The following is a 17,171-nucleotide window of genomic DNA, read 5'->3' as shown; positions in this document are numbered from 1 at the left end:
TGCATCAATTGATGTAAGTTTAATGTAAATCGCTGTTTTTTTAGTTTTTTATCAAATGAAGTACGTCCCGTCTATTTGGTAAAACGGTACATCTTTACATCATCTTAATAGAGCTTAGCACCTGCTGGGATTCTGTCATTTACCATCAGAAGGTTCAGTCCCTCGTGACCATCTTCCTCGTGTACTGCTGAAATCAGCATACCCTCAGAATCAATTCCCATCATCTTTCTCGGTGGCAGGTTCACGATAGCGATTGCTGTCTTACCAACCAGTTCTTCCGGCTCGTAATACTCATGAATACCGCTTAAGATCACGCGATCCTTGCGTTCTCCATCATCCAGTACAAACTTCAGAAGCTTTTTGGATTTCGGAACTGCTTCACAAGCCAGAATCTTAACTGCACGGAAATCAGATTTTGCAAATGTATCGAAATCTACCATCTCTTCAAAGATTGGTTCAATCTTCACATTGGAGAAATCAACCTTCTCAGCTACTTTTGTCTCTGCCGGAGCTGCTGCACCAGACTGAGCTGCGTTGTTTGCTTCGTTCTTAGCAGCGCCCTGTGATTTCATTGTCGGGAAGAGCAGCACGTCTCTGATTGCCTCCGCTCCTGTCAGAAGCATACACATACGGTCAATGCCGAATCCAATACCACCGGTCGGCGGCATACCGATCTCCAATGCGTTCATGAAGTCTTCATCTGTTGTATTGGCTTCATCATCGCCCTGGGCAAGCAGTTCTTCCTGGGCTTTAAAACGTTCTCTCTGGTCGATCGGGTCATTCAGCTCAGAGTAAGCATTTGCCATCTCCCATCCATTCATGAAGAACTCGAAGCGCTCTACATATTCCGGATTCTCTGGCTTTTTCTTCGTCAGCGGCGAGATCTCAACCGGGTGGTCCATAACGAACGTCGGCTGAAGCAGATGCTCCTCTACAAACTCCTCAAAGAAGAGATTCAGGATATCACCTTTTTTATGTCTCTCTTCAAACTCAATATTATGCTCTTTTGCAAGTTCTCTTGCCTGCTCCAGAGTCTCAACTTCATTCCAGTCAACGCCTGCGTACTTCTTCACTGCGTCAACCATTGTGATACGCTCGAACGGCTTACCGAGATCCATCGGGATTCCTTTGTATACGATCTGTGTCGTTCCGAGCACTTCCTGTGCGACAAAACGATACAGGTTCTCTGTCAGATCCATCATGCCGTGGTAATCTGTAAATGCCTGGTAAAGCTCCATCAGAGTGAACTCCGGGTTATGTCTTGTATCAAGACCCTCATTACGGAATACACGTCCGATCTCATATACCTTCTCGAGTCCTCCGACGATCAGTCTCTTCAGGTACAGCTCCAGGGAAATACGAAGCTTCAGATCTTCGTTCAAGGCATTGAAATGTGTCTCGAACGGTCTTGCTGCTGCTCCACCTGCGTTCTGTACAAGCATTGGAGTCTCAACTTCCATGAATCCTTCTCCGCTTAAGTACTTGCGGATCGCACTGAGAATCTTGGAACGCTTGATAAAGGTATCTTTAGACTCTGTGTTCATGATCAGGTCTACATATCTCTGACGGTAACGGGTATCTACATCTGTCAGACCGTGGAACTTCTCCGGGAGGATCTGTAAGCTCTTGGAGAGGAGTGTCACCTTCTCTGCATGGATAGAAATCTCACCTGTTCTTGTTCTGAAAGCAAATCCTTCCACTCCGAAGATATCACCGATATCAGATTTTTTAAAATCAGCGTAAGACTCTGTTCCGATCGCATCTCTTGCAACGTATACCTGGATGTTTCCCTGTAAATCCTGAATATTGCAGAAAGATGCCTTGCCCATGACTCGCTTAAACATCATACGTCCTGCAATTGCCACATGGATCGGGCTTGCGTCCATGATATTTCTTCTCTCTTCGTAATCCTTTTTAAGAGCTTCTTTCGCCTGCTCCTCATCCATTCCCTCTACGTTCGGCTCCTGGCGATCTTTTAACAGCTCAGTCTCATGTGCCTCGTAAAGACCTTTCACCTCAAGCGAATGATGTGTCTGATCGAACTTTGTAATCTGGAACGGGTCTCTTCCGTTCTGCTGCAGCTCTGCAAGTTTCTCGCGGCGAACCTTCAGTAAGTGGTTAATGTCCTGTTCCTGTGTCTGCTGTGCCAATCTCTTCACTCCCTTTTCTTTGTATTTTATTAGATATTTCTCTGGATAGAAAGTACTTTGTACTGCATAATTCCGGCCGGTGTTTCTACATCGACAATATCATCCTTGTGCGCGCCGATCAGAGCTTTTCCCACCGGAGACTCATTGGAAATTTTTCCTTCCAGGCTGTTTGCCTCGGTGGAACCAACGATCTGGAACTCAATTTCTTCGTCATACTCCAGATCCAGTACGTCTACTTTACATCCGATATTGATCTTATCGGAATCTACTTCGTCCTCAACAACAACCTCTGCGTTTTTCAGGATTTTTTCGATCTCTTCAATTCTTGCCTCGATATCACGCTGCTCATCTTTTGCTGCATCGTACTCGGCGTTCTCGGAAAGGTCTCCCTGCTCTCTTGCTTCTTTGATTTTACCGGCAATTTCTCTACGTTTGTTTACTTTGAGATCATGAAGCTCGTCCTCCAGTTTTTTCAGGCCGGCATAGGTAAGAATCGTTTTTTTCTGTTCCATTTTATACACCCTTTCTATCGTTTCTGTATCCAGTCATATCTGATTTTATTCTGTAAACTCTCCGGAAATGCGCTGTATTTTCAGTATTCCCGGTTGAAATAAGGATAGACTCCGCCTATCCTAACAATTAAAGTAGTATAAAGGATTGCCCACGGAATGTCAAGAAAAAAAGAAACGCAGGAAAGATTTTCTTTTTCACAAATCCTTCCTGCATCTTTCTCTTATTTTTCCTTTATTTTTCGGATGAGCTTCCTGTCAGTGCTTTCTTTTTCCAATTTCCTTTTTTATAGAAAATCAGCGTCAGAAGCGCACCCATGCACCAGCTTACCAGCATGGAAATCCAGAGTACCTGATATCGTCCGTTTGGCAGCTCCGGCGTTCTGGTCAGAAAGGCCAGACCGTATGCCAGCGGCACACGGATTACAACGGTAACAACCATCGAAATCCACATCGGGGTCATCGTATCGCCTGCTCCACGCATGACGCCGGAAAGCGACTGTGTTATTGCCATGGCAATATAGCCGACCGCAAGGATCTTCATCATATTGGCACTTAATGTTACGAGCTCTGTGGTATTCGTAAAGATTCCCATCAGATGATGGCCGAAAATAACAATTAAAAGGGTAATGGTCGTTGAGGTTCCGACTGCAATCAGTGTTCCCTGTTTTGCGCCCTGCTCTACGCGGTCCATACGGCGTGCGCCGACATTCTGACCGGCATACGTTGTCATCGCGGTACCAAACGAAAAGTTCGGCATCATTGCAAAGCCATCGACACGCATGATGATAACATTCGCGGCGATAACCATTTCACCGAAGCTGTTGGTCAGCGACTGTACGATAACCATCGCCATGGAGAAGATCGCCTGGGTAATACCGGACGGCAGACCAAGGCGGATAATTTCCATCGAATACTGTTTTTTCATTTTCAGGTATTTGGGCCTGAAATCAAAAATGTCGGTCATACGCATCAGACGCCACATGCAGAGTACTGCAGAAATTGCCTGCGCAATCACGGTCGCGTATGCAACTCCGGCAACGCCCATGTGGAACTGGGAAACGAATACAATATCTAATACAATGTTGATGACCGTTGCCACCAGCAGATAAATCAGCGCCGAAATCGAATCGCCGAGTCCGCGAAGGATACCACATAGAATGTTATAGTACGCACTGCCGGCACAGCCCACCATCAGGATCACCAGATACGAGGTACACCAGTCGATGATGGAATCCGGTGTTTTCAGCATTTCCAGCAGCGGTCTTGAGAGGACGGCTCCCAGAATCATAATAATAATGGAGGAAATTGCCGTCAGCGTGACGCAGTTTCCGATCGTCATCGAAAGCTCTTTTCTTTGTTTTGCTCCAAAATACTGCGACACCATGACGCCGGCGCCGACGGAAATTCCGACGAACAGAACCAGAAGCAGGTTTAAGATCGGGCTGGCGCTTCCAACTGCCGCAAGCGCGTTGTCCCCGACATATTTTCCGATTACAATACTGTCAACCGTGTTGTAGAGCTGCTGGGCAATGTTGCCGATCAGCATAGGGATTGTAAAAGCTACAATCTTTTCCCACGGCTTTCCCACCGTCATGTCGGACGGTGCGAAAAGTTCCTTCATAGTCATACACTACACTCCCTCTTTTGTATTTTTTGTCCCAATACCTCTGTTTATCAGTATAGCATAAAAAAAGCACCCATGATATATCAATATTGGCATATCATAGGTACCTTTTTGACTTGTTTTTATCCTCGTTCCCACTCATTCAGCATCTGTTCCAGCGCCTGCAGGCTCTCCACCTGATTGATCGCCGCGCGCAGCTTTGCCGAATGCGGAAAGCCTGCCGTATACCATGCAACATGCTTGCGCATCTCGCGGATGCCGATCGCGCCGCCTTTGTATTCCACCTGCATCCGTGCATGGCGGAGCATCATTTCTTTTACCTCATGCTGGGTCGGCCTTGCAAGCGTTTCGCCTGTTTCCATATAATGAAGAATCTGTTTAAAAATCCACGGATTTCCTTCCGCGCCGCGTCCGATCATGATTCCGTCACAGCCGGTCTGCTCCACCAGTGCCTCGGCACTTGCCGCATCTGTCACATCGCCGTTTCCGATAACCGGAATCGATACTGCCTCTTTTACCCGGCGGATAATATCCCAGTCTGCTTTTCCGGAATAAAACTGCGCTCTCGTTCTTCCATGAACCGCAATTGCGGCCACTCCGCAGTCCTCGAGGATCTTCGCAATTTCCACAGCATTCGCCGATTCTTCGTTAAAGCCCTTTCGAATCTTTACGGTTACAGGCTTTTTCACTGCCTTTACCATGCTTGTCACGATTTCCCTCACCAGATGCGGATCCTTCATAAGGGCCGAGCCTTCGCCGTTATTGACAACCTTTGGCACCGGACAGCCCATGTTAAAATCCAGAATATCAAACGGCCTTTCTTCGATCTGAGCGGCAATCTGCCCCAAAATCTCCGGATCACTGCCGAAAAGCTGCAGGGACACCGGATGCTCACCCGGATCGATCGTCATCAGATCCTCGGTATTTTTATTCTTATATAAAATTGCCTTCGCGCTCACCATTTCCATACAGATCAGGCCCGCGCCCTGCTCCTTGCACAGAACACGAAACGGCAGATCCGTCACCCCCGCCATCGGTGCAAGCACGAGTGGGTTTGGCATCTCCACGTTTCCGATTTTCAGTGGCGGCATCTTTTGCAGTGTACGTTTCTTATTTTCCATTCGGCTTCTCTCCGTCCTCTTCCATCAGCGCCTCCTCCGGCACCTCCTCACCGAGGAAGAAGACACGGTAATACAGCTCCAGGGATTCCAGCAGCTCCTTTTTTTCTTCCTGATACTGCTTAATCCGAAGCGCGCCGCCGATCTCGTCGTACATCGCATCTGCGTCTACGGCCTCTGTTTCAAACTGCAGACTTCCGTCGCTGTCGAACCACATGGTAAAAATACCGCCGATTTCCACCGTAAACATAACACACATGACATGAAGCTCATCCTGCACAGACTGTGGCAGGGATGCAAAATCCTGGTTAAAATAATATTTCTGTTCATATGCACTTGCTCCGCAAAGCACTACTTTTTCATTATCTGAATACATGATTTTTCCTTTCTCTTCCTTTTTCCGGTCTCTCTATACGTAGCTGTATAAGCCTCGCACCGAAACCTCGCCGGAATGCACCTCAGTGATCGTTCCGTCCTCTTTTTGCACGCGCAGCTCACCGGTCGGCGTGATGCCAAGTGCAACGCCCTCGAACGGTTCCTTCGGATCGAGTACACGCACCGGCTGGTCTTTGTTTGCAAGCACAGCCTCATATGCTTCCTTCAGCCCGGAGAGATCCCCTGCTTCCAGGAATTTTTCATAGTCCTCCTCAAATGCCTCCAGCACTGCTGCGACCACTTTCGCCCGGTTGACGGAATGACCCATTTCTATCGCCAGTGAGGTCGCAATCTCCGCAATTTCTTCCGGGAATTCCATCTGATTGACATTGATTCCGGTTCCGATGACAACATAATTGATGTAATCGATCTGTGCACTCATCTCTGTCAGGATCCCACAGAGCTTTTTCCCATTCAGCACCGCGTCGTTCGGCCATTTGATTTTCGTATCGACACCGAGCGCTTTTTGCACACCTTGCACTACGGCAAGTCCCATTACAATCGTCAGCATCGGTGCTTTGGCCGGCTCAAGATCCGGGTACAGCAGAATCGACATCGAAACAGAGGTTCCCTCCGGTGATTTCCAGACTCTGCCGCGGCGGCCTCTTCCGGCAGTCTGCGTCTCGGCTGTTGTCAGGGTGCCGTTCGGCGCACCCTCTTCCGCCAGCCGCTTCGCCCACGTGTTTGTCGAATCCACCTCGCGGCTGTAATAAACCGTCTGTCCGACATATTTCGTATGCGTGCGGCTTTCCAGCTCATCCTTCGTTACGAGATCCGGCTCATTTAACAGACGGTATCCCTTATTCTGAACAGCCTCAATTTCGTATCCTTCTTCTTTCAACTGATTCATCATCTTCCATACTGCGGTGCGGGAAATCCCAAAATGTTCACACAGCTCCTGTCCGGAAACATTTTTTCCGGATTCCCGCAGAAGACGCAGCGTCTCGGCTCTCTTATTTTCCAGCATATCGTATCTTCACACTCCTCGTGTCGCTTTCTCACATAAGAAGCACGCTTTCTTCGTTTCGTAAAATCAACAGCAGCGCTGCGGAAGAGTTTTCCGCAGCGCTGCTGTGCGTGTTTCTTCGTTATTCTATTATACACAGTCTATTCCGGTTTTTCCACCCAAAACTTTATGCTCCGAGGGTCGCTGCCATAACTGCTTTGATCGTATGCATACGGTTCTCTGCTTCTTCGAATACTCTCGACTGCGCAGATTCAAACACCTCATCGGTTACTTCCATCTCGTTCAGGCCGTAGCGGTCGTGGATCTCTTTTCCGATCTTTGTTTTCAGATCGTGGAAGGACGGCAGGCAGTGCAGGAATACGGCGGTATCTTTTGCATTTGCCATTGCTTCTTTTGTGACACGGTACGGAGTCAGATCGTGGATTCTCTCCTCCCATACGCTGTCCGGCTCACCCATAGATACCCAGACATCGGTGTAGATAACATCGGCATCTTTTGTTCCCTCTTTTACGTCCTCGGTGAGGGTGATGGTTGCACCGCTCTCCTTTGCATACTCCTCACACTGAGCCACAAGCTCTGCGTTCGGGAAGTATTTCTTCGGTGCACAGGCCACAAAATCCATTCCCATCTTGGCAGATGCAATCATCAGGGAATTTCCCATATTGTAGCGGGCGTCGCCCATGTAAACGAGTTTGATGCCTTTTAAGTGGCCGAATTCTTCCTGGATCGTCAGCATGTCGGCAAGCATCTGTGTCGGATGATACTCATTCGTCAGTCCGTTCCATACCGGAACTTTCGAATATTTTGCCAGTTCTTCTACAATCTCCTGACCAAATCCACGGTATTCAATTCCCTCATACATACCGGCAAGAACGCGGGCTGTATCTTTAATGCTCTCTTTTTTGCCGATCTGGGAACCGGTCGGATCCAGATACGTTGTTCCCATACCGAGATCGTGTGCAGCTACCTCGAAGGAACAGCGGGTTCTGGTGCTGGTTTTCTCGAAGATCAGTGCAACGTTTTTACCACGCAGGGTATCCACCGGAATGCCTTTCTTTTTCTTCTCCTTCAGCTCTGCGGACAGGTCCAGCAGATAGGCAATCTCTTCCGGTGTAAAATCTTTCAATGTCAGAAAATCGCGTCCTTTTAAATCCATGGCTTGTTCCTCCTTATATCTGCATATGGTGTATTTTATTATTTCCTATACTGTGATGTTGGGTCAAAAGGTTTTTTGCCCCTTGGTTTCCTTGAATAGTCTCTATTATGAAACAGACCTGTTCGTCTGTCAAGAGGAGAATGTATATTTTTACGTATTTTCTTTATATTATTCATATAATATGCATTTTTATGCACTTTAAAAACACTCTCTTTCCATTTTTCCCGTTATCACGGCTGTCACCGGGGGCTCTTGTAACTGCGGACTTTTGTTCGCTGTCCATGAAAAATCTCCCACATCCGGCATCACGCTTTCTGTGGGAGAATTCTCTTTTTCTTATCGATTTATCTCTATTTTACTTCTGCACTTCTTTTCCTGCCGGCACTTTTTGTTCCTCCACAATACCTTTGAATGTGGTGGCCAGACTTGCCAGTCCCTGCAGATCGGACGGAACAACAATCTTTGTTGCCTTTCCGTTTGCCAGAACACCGAGTGCCTCAAGGCTCTTTAAGGTAAGAACGGCATCGTCCGCACCGGCTTCTTTGATCGCACGGATACCATCGGCATTTGCCTGCTGTACTTTGAGGATTGCCTCTGCCTGGCCTTCTGCCTCACGGATTCGTTTCTCTTTTTCTGCCTCTGCACGAAGAATAGCCGCCTGTTTTTCAGCCTCTGCATCGAGGATGGCCGACTGTTTTTTACCTTCGGCAACAAGGATGGTCGATTTTTTTTCTCCTTCTGCAATCAGGATTGCTTCACGGCGTTCACGCTCTGCCTTCATCTGTTTCTCCATCGCTTCCTGGATGGCTGCCGGAGGCATAATGTTTTTCAGCTCGACACGGTTTACTTTAATTCCCCACGGATCGGTCGCGATATCAAGCGCAGCCTGCATCTTCGTGTTGATGATCTCACGGGATGTCAGCGTTTCATCGAGCTCCAGATCTCCAATGATATTTCGAAGCGTTGTTGCCGTCAGGTTTTCAATTGCCATCAGCGGATTGACAACACCGTATGCAAACAGCTTCGGATCGGTAATCTGAAAGAATACAACGGTATCAATCTGCATCGTAACATTATCTTTTGTGATAACCGGCTGCGGCGGGAAATCCACCACCTGCTCTTTCAGGTTTACGCGAATCGCTACACGCTCGATAAACGGAACCTTAAAATGAAGACCGGTTGCCCAGGTGTCCTTGTATTTTCCAAGGCTCTCTACCACGTAAGCACTAGCCTGCGGTACAATTTTCACACACGATGCTGCGATAAACAATGCAACCACAAGAAGCAAAATCAATAAAATTCCTGCAACTCCTCCACCACTCATGTTTCATTTCCTCCTTCTTTTTCTTTGACCTTTACAATCAGCTTGACGCCTTCCACACGGAGCACCGTAACGACTGCATCCACGGGAATCGTACCTCCTTCGTTCTCTGTACGCGCAGTCCACATGTTTCCTTCAAGCGAAACCCTTCCGGTTCCCGCAAGATTGGAGATTTCCTCCGTCACAACTCCTTCCATGCCAACCACACGGTCCACGTTCGTCTTCAGTGTATCCTTATTCAGAAAGCGAACGGCGAGCGGACGTGTAAAAAACAGAAGTACCAGCGATACAACAAGAAACAGTACAATTTGAATTACAATCCCGGCTCCACACATGGCAGCGATCAAAGCAACAAGCGCCCCACCTGCAAACCAGATCGTCGCAAGACCAAGTGTTGCTGCCTCAATCACTAAAAAAACGACGAGTGCGATCAGCCAGTAAACCGGCAGGTAAGCTGTAATACCCATGCGTTTTTCCCCCTTTCTGAAAAAATTGGCTGTTGTATTCATCATACTATAATGATGAAAAAATAACAAGCAAAGTTAAAAACATTCAGAAAAAAGAAAGATTTGTCAGGAATCGTCTACAGACTGTCAATTCCAAGCCGGGACATGAAAACGAGGATAGCTGACAAAAAACCATATGCGTGAATACGTAAAAATAATACGAGGGTGAAGCTTAATAGTTTCCAGAATACCGATTTGATTTGAACTCCGTAATTCGGGCAATTCCGTATCGTCAGGGTTTTTCGAACAAACAGATCTGACCCATACTGTTTCAGCAGCTTTCTGACCACAGAAACATTTTTTCCTTCATATGTCATCTCTTCCTTCGCCAGATACATTGCACCAATCACCAGGTGAAACAGCATCAGGTCGCCATAATATACAGAACGTCAACCTTCTTTCACCACTCTTTCATTGTACGCCAGTACATGTTGTGATAAAATTATACAAATATCAGTTTTTGTAATTTTTTTAATATAATACAAACAAGCCACACATAACACTGTACGAAAGGATCACAGCAAATGAAAACTCCTAAAATTGATTTTGTGATTACATGGGTAGACGGGTCAGATCCTGTCTGGGACATGCAGCGGCAGGAAACCTTAAGAAAGCAGGGAATCTTTGTGGATGAATCTCTGGATAACAGTACCGCAAGATATCGCGACTGGGATATTTTGAAATACTGGTTCCGTGGTGTTGAAACATTTGCACCATGGGTCAACCAAATTCATTTTATAACCTATGGGCATCTGCCGAAATGGTTAAAGGAAGAGCATCCCAAACTGCATATTGTGCGGCACGAGGATTTTATTCCTGCGGAATTTCTTCCTACCTTTAGTTCCCATCCGATTGAGTGGAATTTTCATCGCATTGAATGGCTGACAGAAAATTTTGTTTATTTCAATGATGATATGTTTCTCATAAAAAAAGTTTCTCCGGAAGATTTTTTTAGAGACGAAAGACCTGTTGACATGCTTGCGCTTCAGCCAGATGTTGCAAATGCAGATGACCAGATTATGCCGTATGTCTATCTGAACAATGCGATGGTTCTCGCCAAATATTTCGATAAACGGGAAAATATGAAGAAACAGCCGGGCGCATATTTTCATCCCGGCTATCCGTTGATGTATTTCGGATATAATCTTCTGGAAATGGCATTTCCGCGGTTTACCGGATTTTATACCGTACACGGACCATCCCCGCTAAAAAAAGAGTCCTACCGTTTCTTCTGGAAAAACGAAGAAGAGCTTTTGCATCATGTCTGTTGCCATCCTTTCCGTCATAAAGAAGATATCAGCCAGTATGTTCTGCGGGAATATCAGAAGCTGAGCGGAAATTTTGTTCCAAAGAATATTCATAAATTCTGCCGATACTTTAATCTGCAGCCGGAAAACCCGGAGCTGGTAAAGACGATTACGAAGCAGAAGTCAAAATGTATTTGTATCAACGACAGCAACTTTGAAATCCCATATGAAAAAGTAAAACAGGAATTAAACCATGCATTTTCTATCCTGTTTCCGGAAAAATCACAGTTTGAGAAATAAAAAACTGTTTTTCTGTTCGTTCACGTGACAGATTATAAAGCAACATGTATTTTAATTAAAATTGTAATTTTTTACCTCAGATCTATTGACATGTGTGTGATTTTATTTCTATAATAATTTTGTAATAAAAAGAATTTTCACAAGAAAGGAAATTACTGACCTATGACTAAAACTTATAAAAAACCTGTTGTCTCTATCGACACCGGAATGGCAGAAGGCGTTTATGCGGCAAGCGGCCAAGGAACTCTGAATGTTACTTACCACGGCGTGTGGGATCGCTGGGGCACAAATGGCGGTAAAGGTCTTGCAATGGCAGACTGGTCAGGTATTAACGGAACGATCACATTGAACATTACGTTCAACGACACGGTTGATCAGGCGGAAACGGATGATGCATCTGTACAGGCATCCTGCTCCGGAAAGACTGCTACGTTTACCTTTGCCAGCACAGCATCAAATCCGCTGACGATTGGTATCCATTTAAATCACGGAACCAGCATCGACGATCTGAAGATGACCGGCTTCACCTACTCGGTAAGCTAAAAAGCAAACCTGCTCTAAAAACTTTGATAACTGTTCAGAGCCAGGTCTTGCGGTTGTTAGTGCTAAAATTACCGATTCATCTTCAGCAAGTTATCAAAAGAAAAAGCAATGAGGTGCGTCCCCATTGCTTTTTCTTTTTTTATCTTTAAAAATCCTTCTCCATCTCCGCGATCTCCGTTTCACCCACCACTTCGCACTTCTTATCCCGAATCGCATACACTCTCGTACAGATCCCGAGTACCGTAGGCCGATGTGTCGTTACAATGCAGGTTCGCGGATACGTATCCGTCATAATATTGTTCAGCACCTTCCGCTCTGTCGCCACATCAAGTGCTGAGGTTGCTTCATCCAGCAGCAGAATCGGTGATTTCCGAAGCAGTGCGCGCGCAATCGAAAGCCGCTGTGCCTGCCCTTCTGAAAATCCGCCACCGCGTTCTTTCACCATACTCTCAATACCGTCTGGCAGTTTTTCCACAAAATCCCAGGCACATGCCAGCTTTAATGCCTCCATAATCTCTTCCTCCGTTGCTTCCGGCTTCACATTCCGCATATTTTCCGCTATTGTTCCCGAAAACATCGTGTTTCCCTGCGGCACGTAGGAAAACAGCTTTCGCGTAGACGGCGACAGGGCAAGCCTCTGCGATGGTTCCTCTCCTGCACCGATCCAGGCTTCCCCCTCCTGCGCACGCAGCAGGGACAAAATCAGGCGGAGCATGGTTGTTTTCCCCCCTCCCGACGGGCCAACCAGTGCAATAATCTCATGCGGCCACGCTTCCATCGAAGCATTCGAAAACACTTCCGTCCCTGTGTGATACGTATAGCAAAGATCCTGCATCTTAAGTCCGATGCCTCCCGACTGATATTTCTCCGCAAACCATTCTACTTCGCCATCCGCACTGTAATCCTCCTGCGGCATCTCTACGATATCCATCAGACGGCCGGCTGAAATGCCGAGCGATATCGCCGACGGCACAAGGCTTACCAAAGAGTTGACCGCACCGGTCAGCGTACCGGAAAGGGACAGAAACATGGTCATCGTTCCATAGGAAATTGCTCCGCTCCAGACACGGTAAATTCCCCAGCCATAGCAGCTGTAGGAAACAACGTAGCTGATCAGCGTCATCAGAAGTGATGTTGCAATGGACATTTTCTGGAAATCGAGCCGCATTTTGATGTAGTCCTGCTGCAAATTTTTCAGACGATTTACATAAAATCGAATCATATCGAATGCCTTAATCGTCTGAATATTGGAAAATGCCTCCTGGTTGAAGCCGTACAGCTTCGCGCTCATCTGTGCGCTCCGCTGATTATTGTTTGTCATACGCCGCAGCAGCGGGCGCGACAGCAGGGCACTGAACGGGATTCCGAGCAGTGCAAAGACTGCAAATGTCGGATCGTAATGAACAACAACTGCCAGTGCACTGATAAATTTTACCGTGTAAATCACAAGATTCGGCAGCCAGTTCAGAATACCTCCGGAAATGTTCGATGCGTCCGAGCTCCAGCGTGTAACCAGATCGCCCGTGTGATAAGTGGTTAAGGATTCCCAGTCCGTCACCAGAATTTTTTCAAAAATGTCATTCTGGATTTCCCGGTCTACTTTCAGGTTAATCATCGTCGAGGCATAACTGGTCGCCTGGGAAATCAGGGTATTTCCAAAGGAAAATCCTATCATCAGCGCAAAGGTCTGAATCAGCTTTCCTGTCTGGTGGCCTGTGATGATATCGACAAGATCCTTTGAGATCACACTCGATGCCAGTGAAACACCGGTTCCGAAAATGCCAAGCGCCGTATAAAAAAGCATGGCTTTCCAGTACCTTCTGGCGTACTGAAAAATCCAGCGAAATTCCTTCCACATCTTCTGCAGCATTTCTGCCTGAAGGTATTTCCCTATCTTCTGCCGAAGCTCCTTCATGATTCATCCTCCTGCGCCTGTTCCTTTGGAATCCTTTTTTTCATATTTTTCATACAATCGTCCGATCCTGCTTTCTGCCTTTTTTCATCCTCCTCGATCTGCCGCCGTATCGTTTCCGCCGCTGTGTCATTCTTTGTGCATCGCAGGAAGTAAACTGGCTTTTCCTTTGCAACCGCTTCTGCGAATTTTAAATTTTTTACCATCAGCTCTGCGGTCCAGGGTGGGGAAATCATGCGCTGCATCACGCGGAGCGTTTTCTGTTCTTCTGTCAGAGAAACCAGTTCTTCCGACGGCGCCTTTTCCAACAGTACAATTCCACCCAGCTCTTTTTTCTCCGTCGTAAAGATTTTTGATGTTCCGCACCACGGGATGCCATAGACAACGAATTTCTCTCCCTCTTTTCCGATCAGGTTCAGATCCCCGTTCAGAAACGGTGTCGCAAACAATTTTTTCCAGAGTGCCGTGTGGGTTGATTTTCCCATCCCCGACGGACCGGAAAACAGCCAGGCTTTTTCAAGATACAAAAGGGATGCCGAATGCAGTGCAAACATTCCCCTTCGCTGCGCCAGAAACAGAAATACCGGGCGGATTGCAAGGAAAAGGGAATCCTGCTCTTCCTCGTTGATAGGGCAGCGATAATAAATCCGCGCATAACTGCCGTCTTCTTTCATCCAGATTTCGTAAATATTCTTCAGTGTATCGAACCGGAAAACATAGCCCTCCTCCCAGATGGCAACCGTCAGATCCCTGTTGCGGATCAGAATGGTTCCGTTCTGACGGCTCCCTGGCAGACGTTCTGCCAGTTCTAGGATAAGATCCGGGATTGCTTTCTCCGGATTTCCACCATCTGTCATGCGAAATGCATCAAACTGCTTCGGAATGCATCCTTTTTCTCCATAGACTTCGATTTTTATTCCCGCAATATGCAGCCGCCCCTCACAGCTTCCCTTCGGACAGCCCAGTTCCCGGCGCACAGCGCCAAATACAAGCAGTTCCTGTACAAATGCCTCTATATCCTTCGCCAGTTCTCCCTGCTCCTCTTTTGGGATCTCATAATATGCGGCCATCTTGTCTGTCAGTGCTTCCACCGTCTGCGGCTGTTCCAGCATCTCCCATAACCTCAGAGCCGTTTCATTCAGTTCCATTCCACGCTTCTGGTCTGCAATTTTCTGTCCATAGGGCAAAAGATAAACGGTTTTTCCGATTTTCTGCAGCAGATATCCTTCCTGTCTTCTGATTCTCATTTTTTGTTCCTTTCTGTCTTTTCGCTCCGGAAAAGAGATGCTATAATAAATCTATCTTTTTTTCAGAACGGAGTTTCCATATGTATACCTACGACATTGAACAGCTCTTAAAAGACGGCTCCGCGATCCGGCTGAAGCCGCAGGGCTACAGCATGTATCCGCTTTTTCATCCCGGACGGGATGAGGCCGTCATTGAGGCGTATCCGATTCATCTTCTCCGCCGCGGCGATGTCATTCTTTACCGCCGTGAACAGAGCATTCTTGTGCTTCACCGGATCTGCCGCATTACTTCGGATGGCTTTTATCTGGTCGGGGACAATCAGACCGAAATCGAAGGGCCGCTCCGCCCGGATCAGATCCGTGGGAAGCTGACAGGTGTTGTGCGCAACGGGAAATCGTTTTCTGTCTCTCATCCGGTCTACCGCATGCTTTCCTCTCTCTGGCTGTTCCTGCGCCCCATCCGCCCGTTTTTCTGGCGTATCATGGCACTTTTTCGCAAAATTTCTTCCGAGCGGTAAGCCTGCAAATGACAGGCTGCCGCAAAAAATCATCTGCTTCCGCTTCTTTTCATTCCCCGCACCATTTTCACAATACTCTGGAGTCTCCAGCCTCTTTCAAAGAACACACCATTTAGTGCCAGCGGCACCAGAATACAGAGGACAAAACAGAAGATAAATGGCGTCATTCCACCGTTTCCATAGATCAGCGGTATGATCCTTCGCGTCACTGCAACTTCCAGGATCATCACCGCGGTGTATTCGCCCAGATCCCTCGCATAACGTATCGCTTCCTCTTTCATTTCCAGAAAATCCCGAAAAAAAATAACGTATCGATAGCAGATCTGCAGCAGATAGGAAAGTAAGGTTCCAAGAAGGACTCCTGTCATGCCATATGGTCTTACAAGAGCAAGCGATACGACCAGATTCAGAACCGCACTTGATGCGCCTGCATTTTTTTCTTTTTCAAACAGTCCTGTTACCCCCATCATAAGACTGAGCGGCAGTCCCATGATTTTGATCAGCAGCACCACAATACAAAGCACTGCTGTTCCCCATCCAAGCTCATACGCGGGACTCAGCCAGATATCGCAGATAAACGGAGTAATCAGTGAAAAAAGTCCGGCTGCCACGACGGAAGAAATACAGAAGAACACAAAGGTCAGCTGCCGCAGAATTTCATAGTTCCGCCGATAATTCTTTTCGGTAAAGTAATCCCCGATGGTCGGCTGAATCGTGTTGGCCAGAATCGTAAGAATATTGATAATCGCCTGCGTAATCATGCTGTAGTTCGCATACCGTCCTACTGTGCCGACGCCGATGAACCCGGAGATAATCAGGTTATCGGTACAGTTCAGCATTTTGTCCGAAACCCTGGAGATAAACACGTTTTTCAGATCCTTTAAGATCAGCTCCTTAAAGAAAGCGGAACCTTTTTCTTTCCGCAGCTGATGAAGGAACGGATATTTCCGTTCCACATACCAGTTAATCCAGATGTTCAGCATCACCTCTGTCACAATCCCAATGCCAAGTGCCAGAAGATAATTCTGCTGATATGTCACAAGAAGAATAATCGCCAGATAGCTTACAACATTTAAAATCAGGCCGGCGATACTCGCAATGTATTCCTTCTGATCCGCAATTAAGAGCGATTTTCGATCGGTGAGCAGATAGGAAAGTACCGTGCGAATCAGCCACATAGCGTACAAGATCCGAATATACGTCAGGGAGTAGCTGTTGTTTTTCATAAACAGATGAATCAGCGGAAGCAGCAGCATTCCTGCCGTGAATACAATCACCGCAAAAATACGGTACGCCTTCCGGTACAGGTTCATCAGCGATGCAATCTCATGCTCATCCTTCCTTGCAAGTGCTCCGTACAGATGATAAACAATGGCTGTCGAAATGCCGAGCTCTGTCACGGACAGGATGTTGATAACATTGGAAATGACTCCGTTCATGCCGACAAGTTCCGCACCCATATACAGATTCATCGCCCGCTGGCTGAAAAATCCAAGAATCAGGAGTGCAAACTGCGAAAACATACTGAAAAAGCTGTTTCGAAATAGATTTTTAATCCGCATGATGTCCTCCTTTTCTTTGTTATGTACTCTCATTACTTTTTTCTGCTGTTTTT

15 protein-coding genes are annotated in these 17,171 nt (G+C 46.9%); 3 read left to right on the top strand and 12 right to left on the bottom strand.

Annotated features, from left to right (window positions below; all coding sequences use genetic code 11):
- Positions 1–104: 104 nt before the first annotated feature.
- The 9 genes from lysS to DWX32_RS14330 all read right to left on the bottom strand — a co-directional run bounded on the left by lysS (position 105) and on the right by DWX32_RS14330 (position 9,750).
- Complete coding sequence (gene lysS / locus DWX32_RS14370) at positions 105–2,150, bottom strand: lysine--tRNA ligase (protein ID WP_118660409.1); 2,046 nt, start codon at positions 2,148–2,150, stop codon at positions 105–107.
- Positions 2,151–2,179: 29 nt separating this feature from the next.
- Positions 2,180–2,662, bottom strand: a complete 483-nt coding sequence (gene greA / locus DWX32_RS14365) for a transcription elongation factor GreA (RefSeq protein WP_022461080.1) — start codon at positions 2,660–2,662, stop codon at positions 2,180–2,182.
- 232 nt (positions 2,663–2,894) lie between these two features.
- Complete coding sequence (locus DWX32_RS14360; RefSeq protein ID WP_117805257.1) at positions 2,895–4,289, bottom strand: MATE family efflux transporter; 1,395 nt, start codon at positions 4,287–4,289, stop codon at positions 2,895–2,897.
- 119 nt (positions 4,290–4,408) lie between these two features.
- Positions 4,409–5,407 carry a tRNA dihydrouridine synthase DusB gene (gene dusB / locus DWX32_RS14355; RefSeq protein WP_242991169.1) on the bottom strand — a complete coding sequence of 333 codons (999 nt, stop codon included), beginning with the start codon at positions 5,405–5,407 and terminating at the stop codon, positions 4,409–4,411.
- A complete protein-coding gene (locus DWX32_RS14350) occupies positions 5,397–5,780 on the bottom strand; it encodes a DUF6145 family protein (RefSeq protein ID WP_117510128.1) in 384 nt (127 codons plus the stop codon). The genes dusB and DWX32_RS14350 overlap by 11 nt, the downstream gene beginning before the upstream one ends.
- Before the next feature lie 33 nt (positions 5,781–5,813).
- Entirely contained in the window at positions 5,814–6,806 is a 993-nt protein-coding gene (locus DWX32_RS14345) for a biotin--[acetyl-CoA-carboxylase] ligase (protein ID WP_118660407.1), read from the bottom strand.
- Positions 6,807–6,972: 166 nt separating this feature from the next.
- Positions 6,973–7,962 (bottom strand): ornithine carbamoyltransferase, encoded by a 990-nt coding sequence (gene argF / locus DWX32_RS14340; protein WP_118595568.1) that lies wholly within the window; start codon positions 7,960–7,962, stop codon positions 6,973–6,975.
- Positions 7,963–8,317: 355 nt separating this feature from the next.
- Positions 8,318–9,286 carry an SPFH domain-containing protein gene (locus DWX32_RS14335; RefSeq protein ID WP_117510131.1) on the bottom strand — a complete coding sequence of 323 codons (969 nt, stop codon included), beginning with the start codon at positions 9,284–9,286 and terminating at the stop codon, positions 8,318–8,320.
- Complete coding sequence (locus DWX32_RS14330) at positions 9,283–9,750, bottom strand: NfeD family protein (protein ID WP_118660405.1); 468 nt, start codon at positions 9,748–9,750, stop codon at positions 9,283–9,285. Before DWX32_RS14330 ends, DWX32_RS14335 begins: the two co-directional genes overlap by 4 nt.
- 563 nt (positions 9,751–10,313) lie before the next feature.
- Here DWX32_RS14330 and DWX32_RS14320 point away from each other — a divergent pair.
- Positions 10,314–11,336 carry a stealth family protein gene (locus DWX32_RS14320; RefSeq protein ID WP_117801614.1) on the top strand — a complete coding sequence of 341 codons (1,023 nt, stop codon included), beginning with the start codon at positions 10,314–10,316 and terminating at the stop codon, positions 11,334–11,336.
- Positions 11,337–11,498: 162 nt separating this feature from the next.
- A complete protein-coding gene (locus DWX32_RS14315; protein ID WP_118595567.1) occupies positions 11,499–11,879 on the top strand; it encodes a hypothetical protein in 381 nt (126 codons plus the stop codon).
- Between the two features lie 145 nt (positions 11,880–12,024).
- On the opposite strand, the gene DWX32_RS14310 is transcribed toward DWX32_RS14315, so the two are convergent.
- On the bottom strand, positions 12,025–13,794 hold the full coding sequence (locus tag DWX32_RS14310; RefSeq protein ID WP_117801616.1) for a peptidase domain-containing ABC transporter: 1,770 nt from the start codon (positions 13,792–13,794) through the stop codon (positions 12,025–12,027).
- Positions 13,791–15,038, bottom strand: a complete 1,248-nt coding sequence (locus DWX32_RS14305) for a PqqD family protein (protein ID WP_117510137.1) — start codon at positions 15,036–15,038, stop codon at positions 13,791–13,793. Before DWX32_RS14305 ends, DWX32_RS14310 begins: the two co-directional genes overlap by 4 nt.
- A gap of 80 nt (positions 15,039–15,118) precedes the next feature.
- On the opposite strand from DWX32_RS14305, the gene DWX32_RS14300 reads away from it, so the two are divergent.
- Positions 15,119–15,556, top strand: a complete 438-nt coding sequence (locus DWX32_RS14300; protein WP_118660401.1) for a S24/S26 family peptidase — start codon at positions 15,119–15,121, stop codon at positions 15,554–15,556.
- Positions 15,557–15,585: 29 nt separating this feature from the next.
- Here the strand turns inward: DWX32_RS14300 and DWX32_RS14295 are convergent, their stop codons facing one another.
- On the bottom strand, positions 15,586–17,151 hold the full coding sequence (locus tag DWX32_RS14295) for a lipopolysaccharide biosynthesis protein (RefSeq protein ID WP_118660399.1): 1,566 nt from the start codon (positions 17,149–17,151) through the stop codon (positions 15,586–15,588).
- Positions 17,152–17,171: the final 20 nt, after the last annotated feature.

It is taken from the genome of Blautia sp. AF19-13LB, assembly GCF_003479105.1.
Taxonomy (GTDB): Bacteria; Bacillota; Clostridia; order Lachnospirales; family Lachnospiraceae; genus Fusicatenibacter; species Fusicatenibacter saccharivorans.
This window is presented reverse-complemented; position numbering and strand designations above follow the sequence as displayed.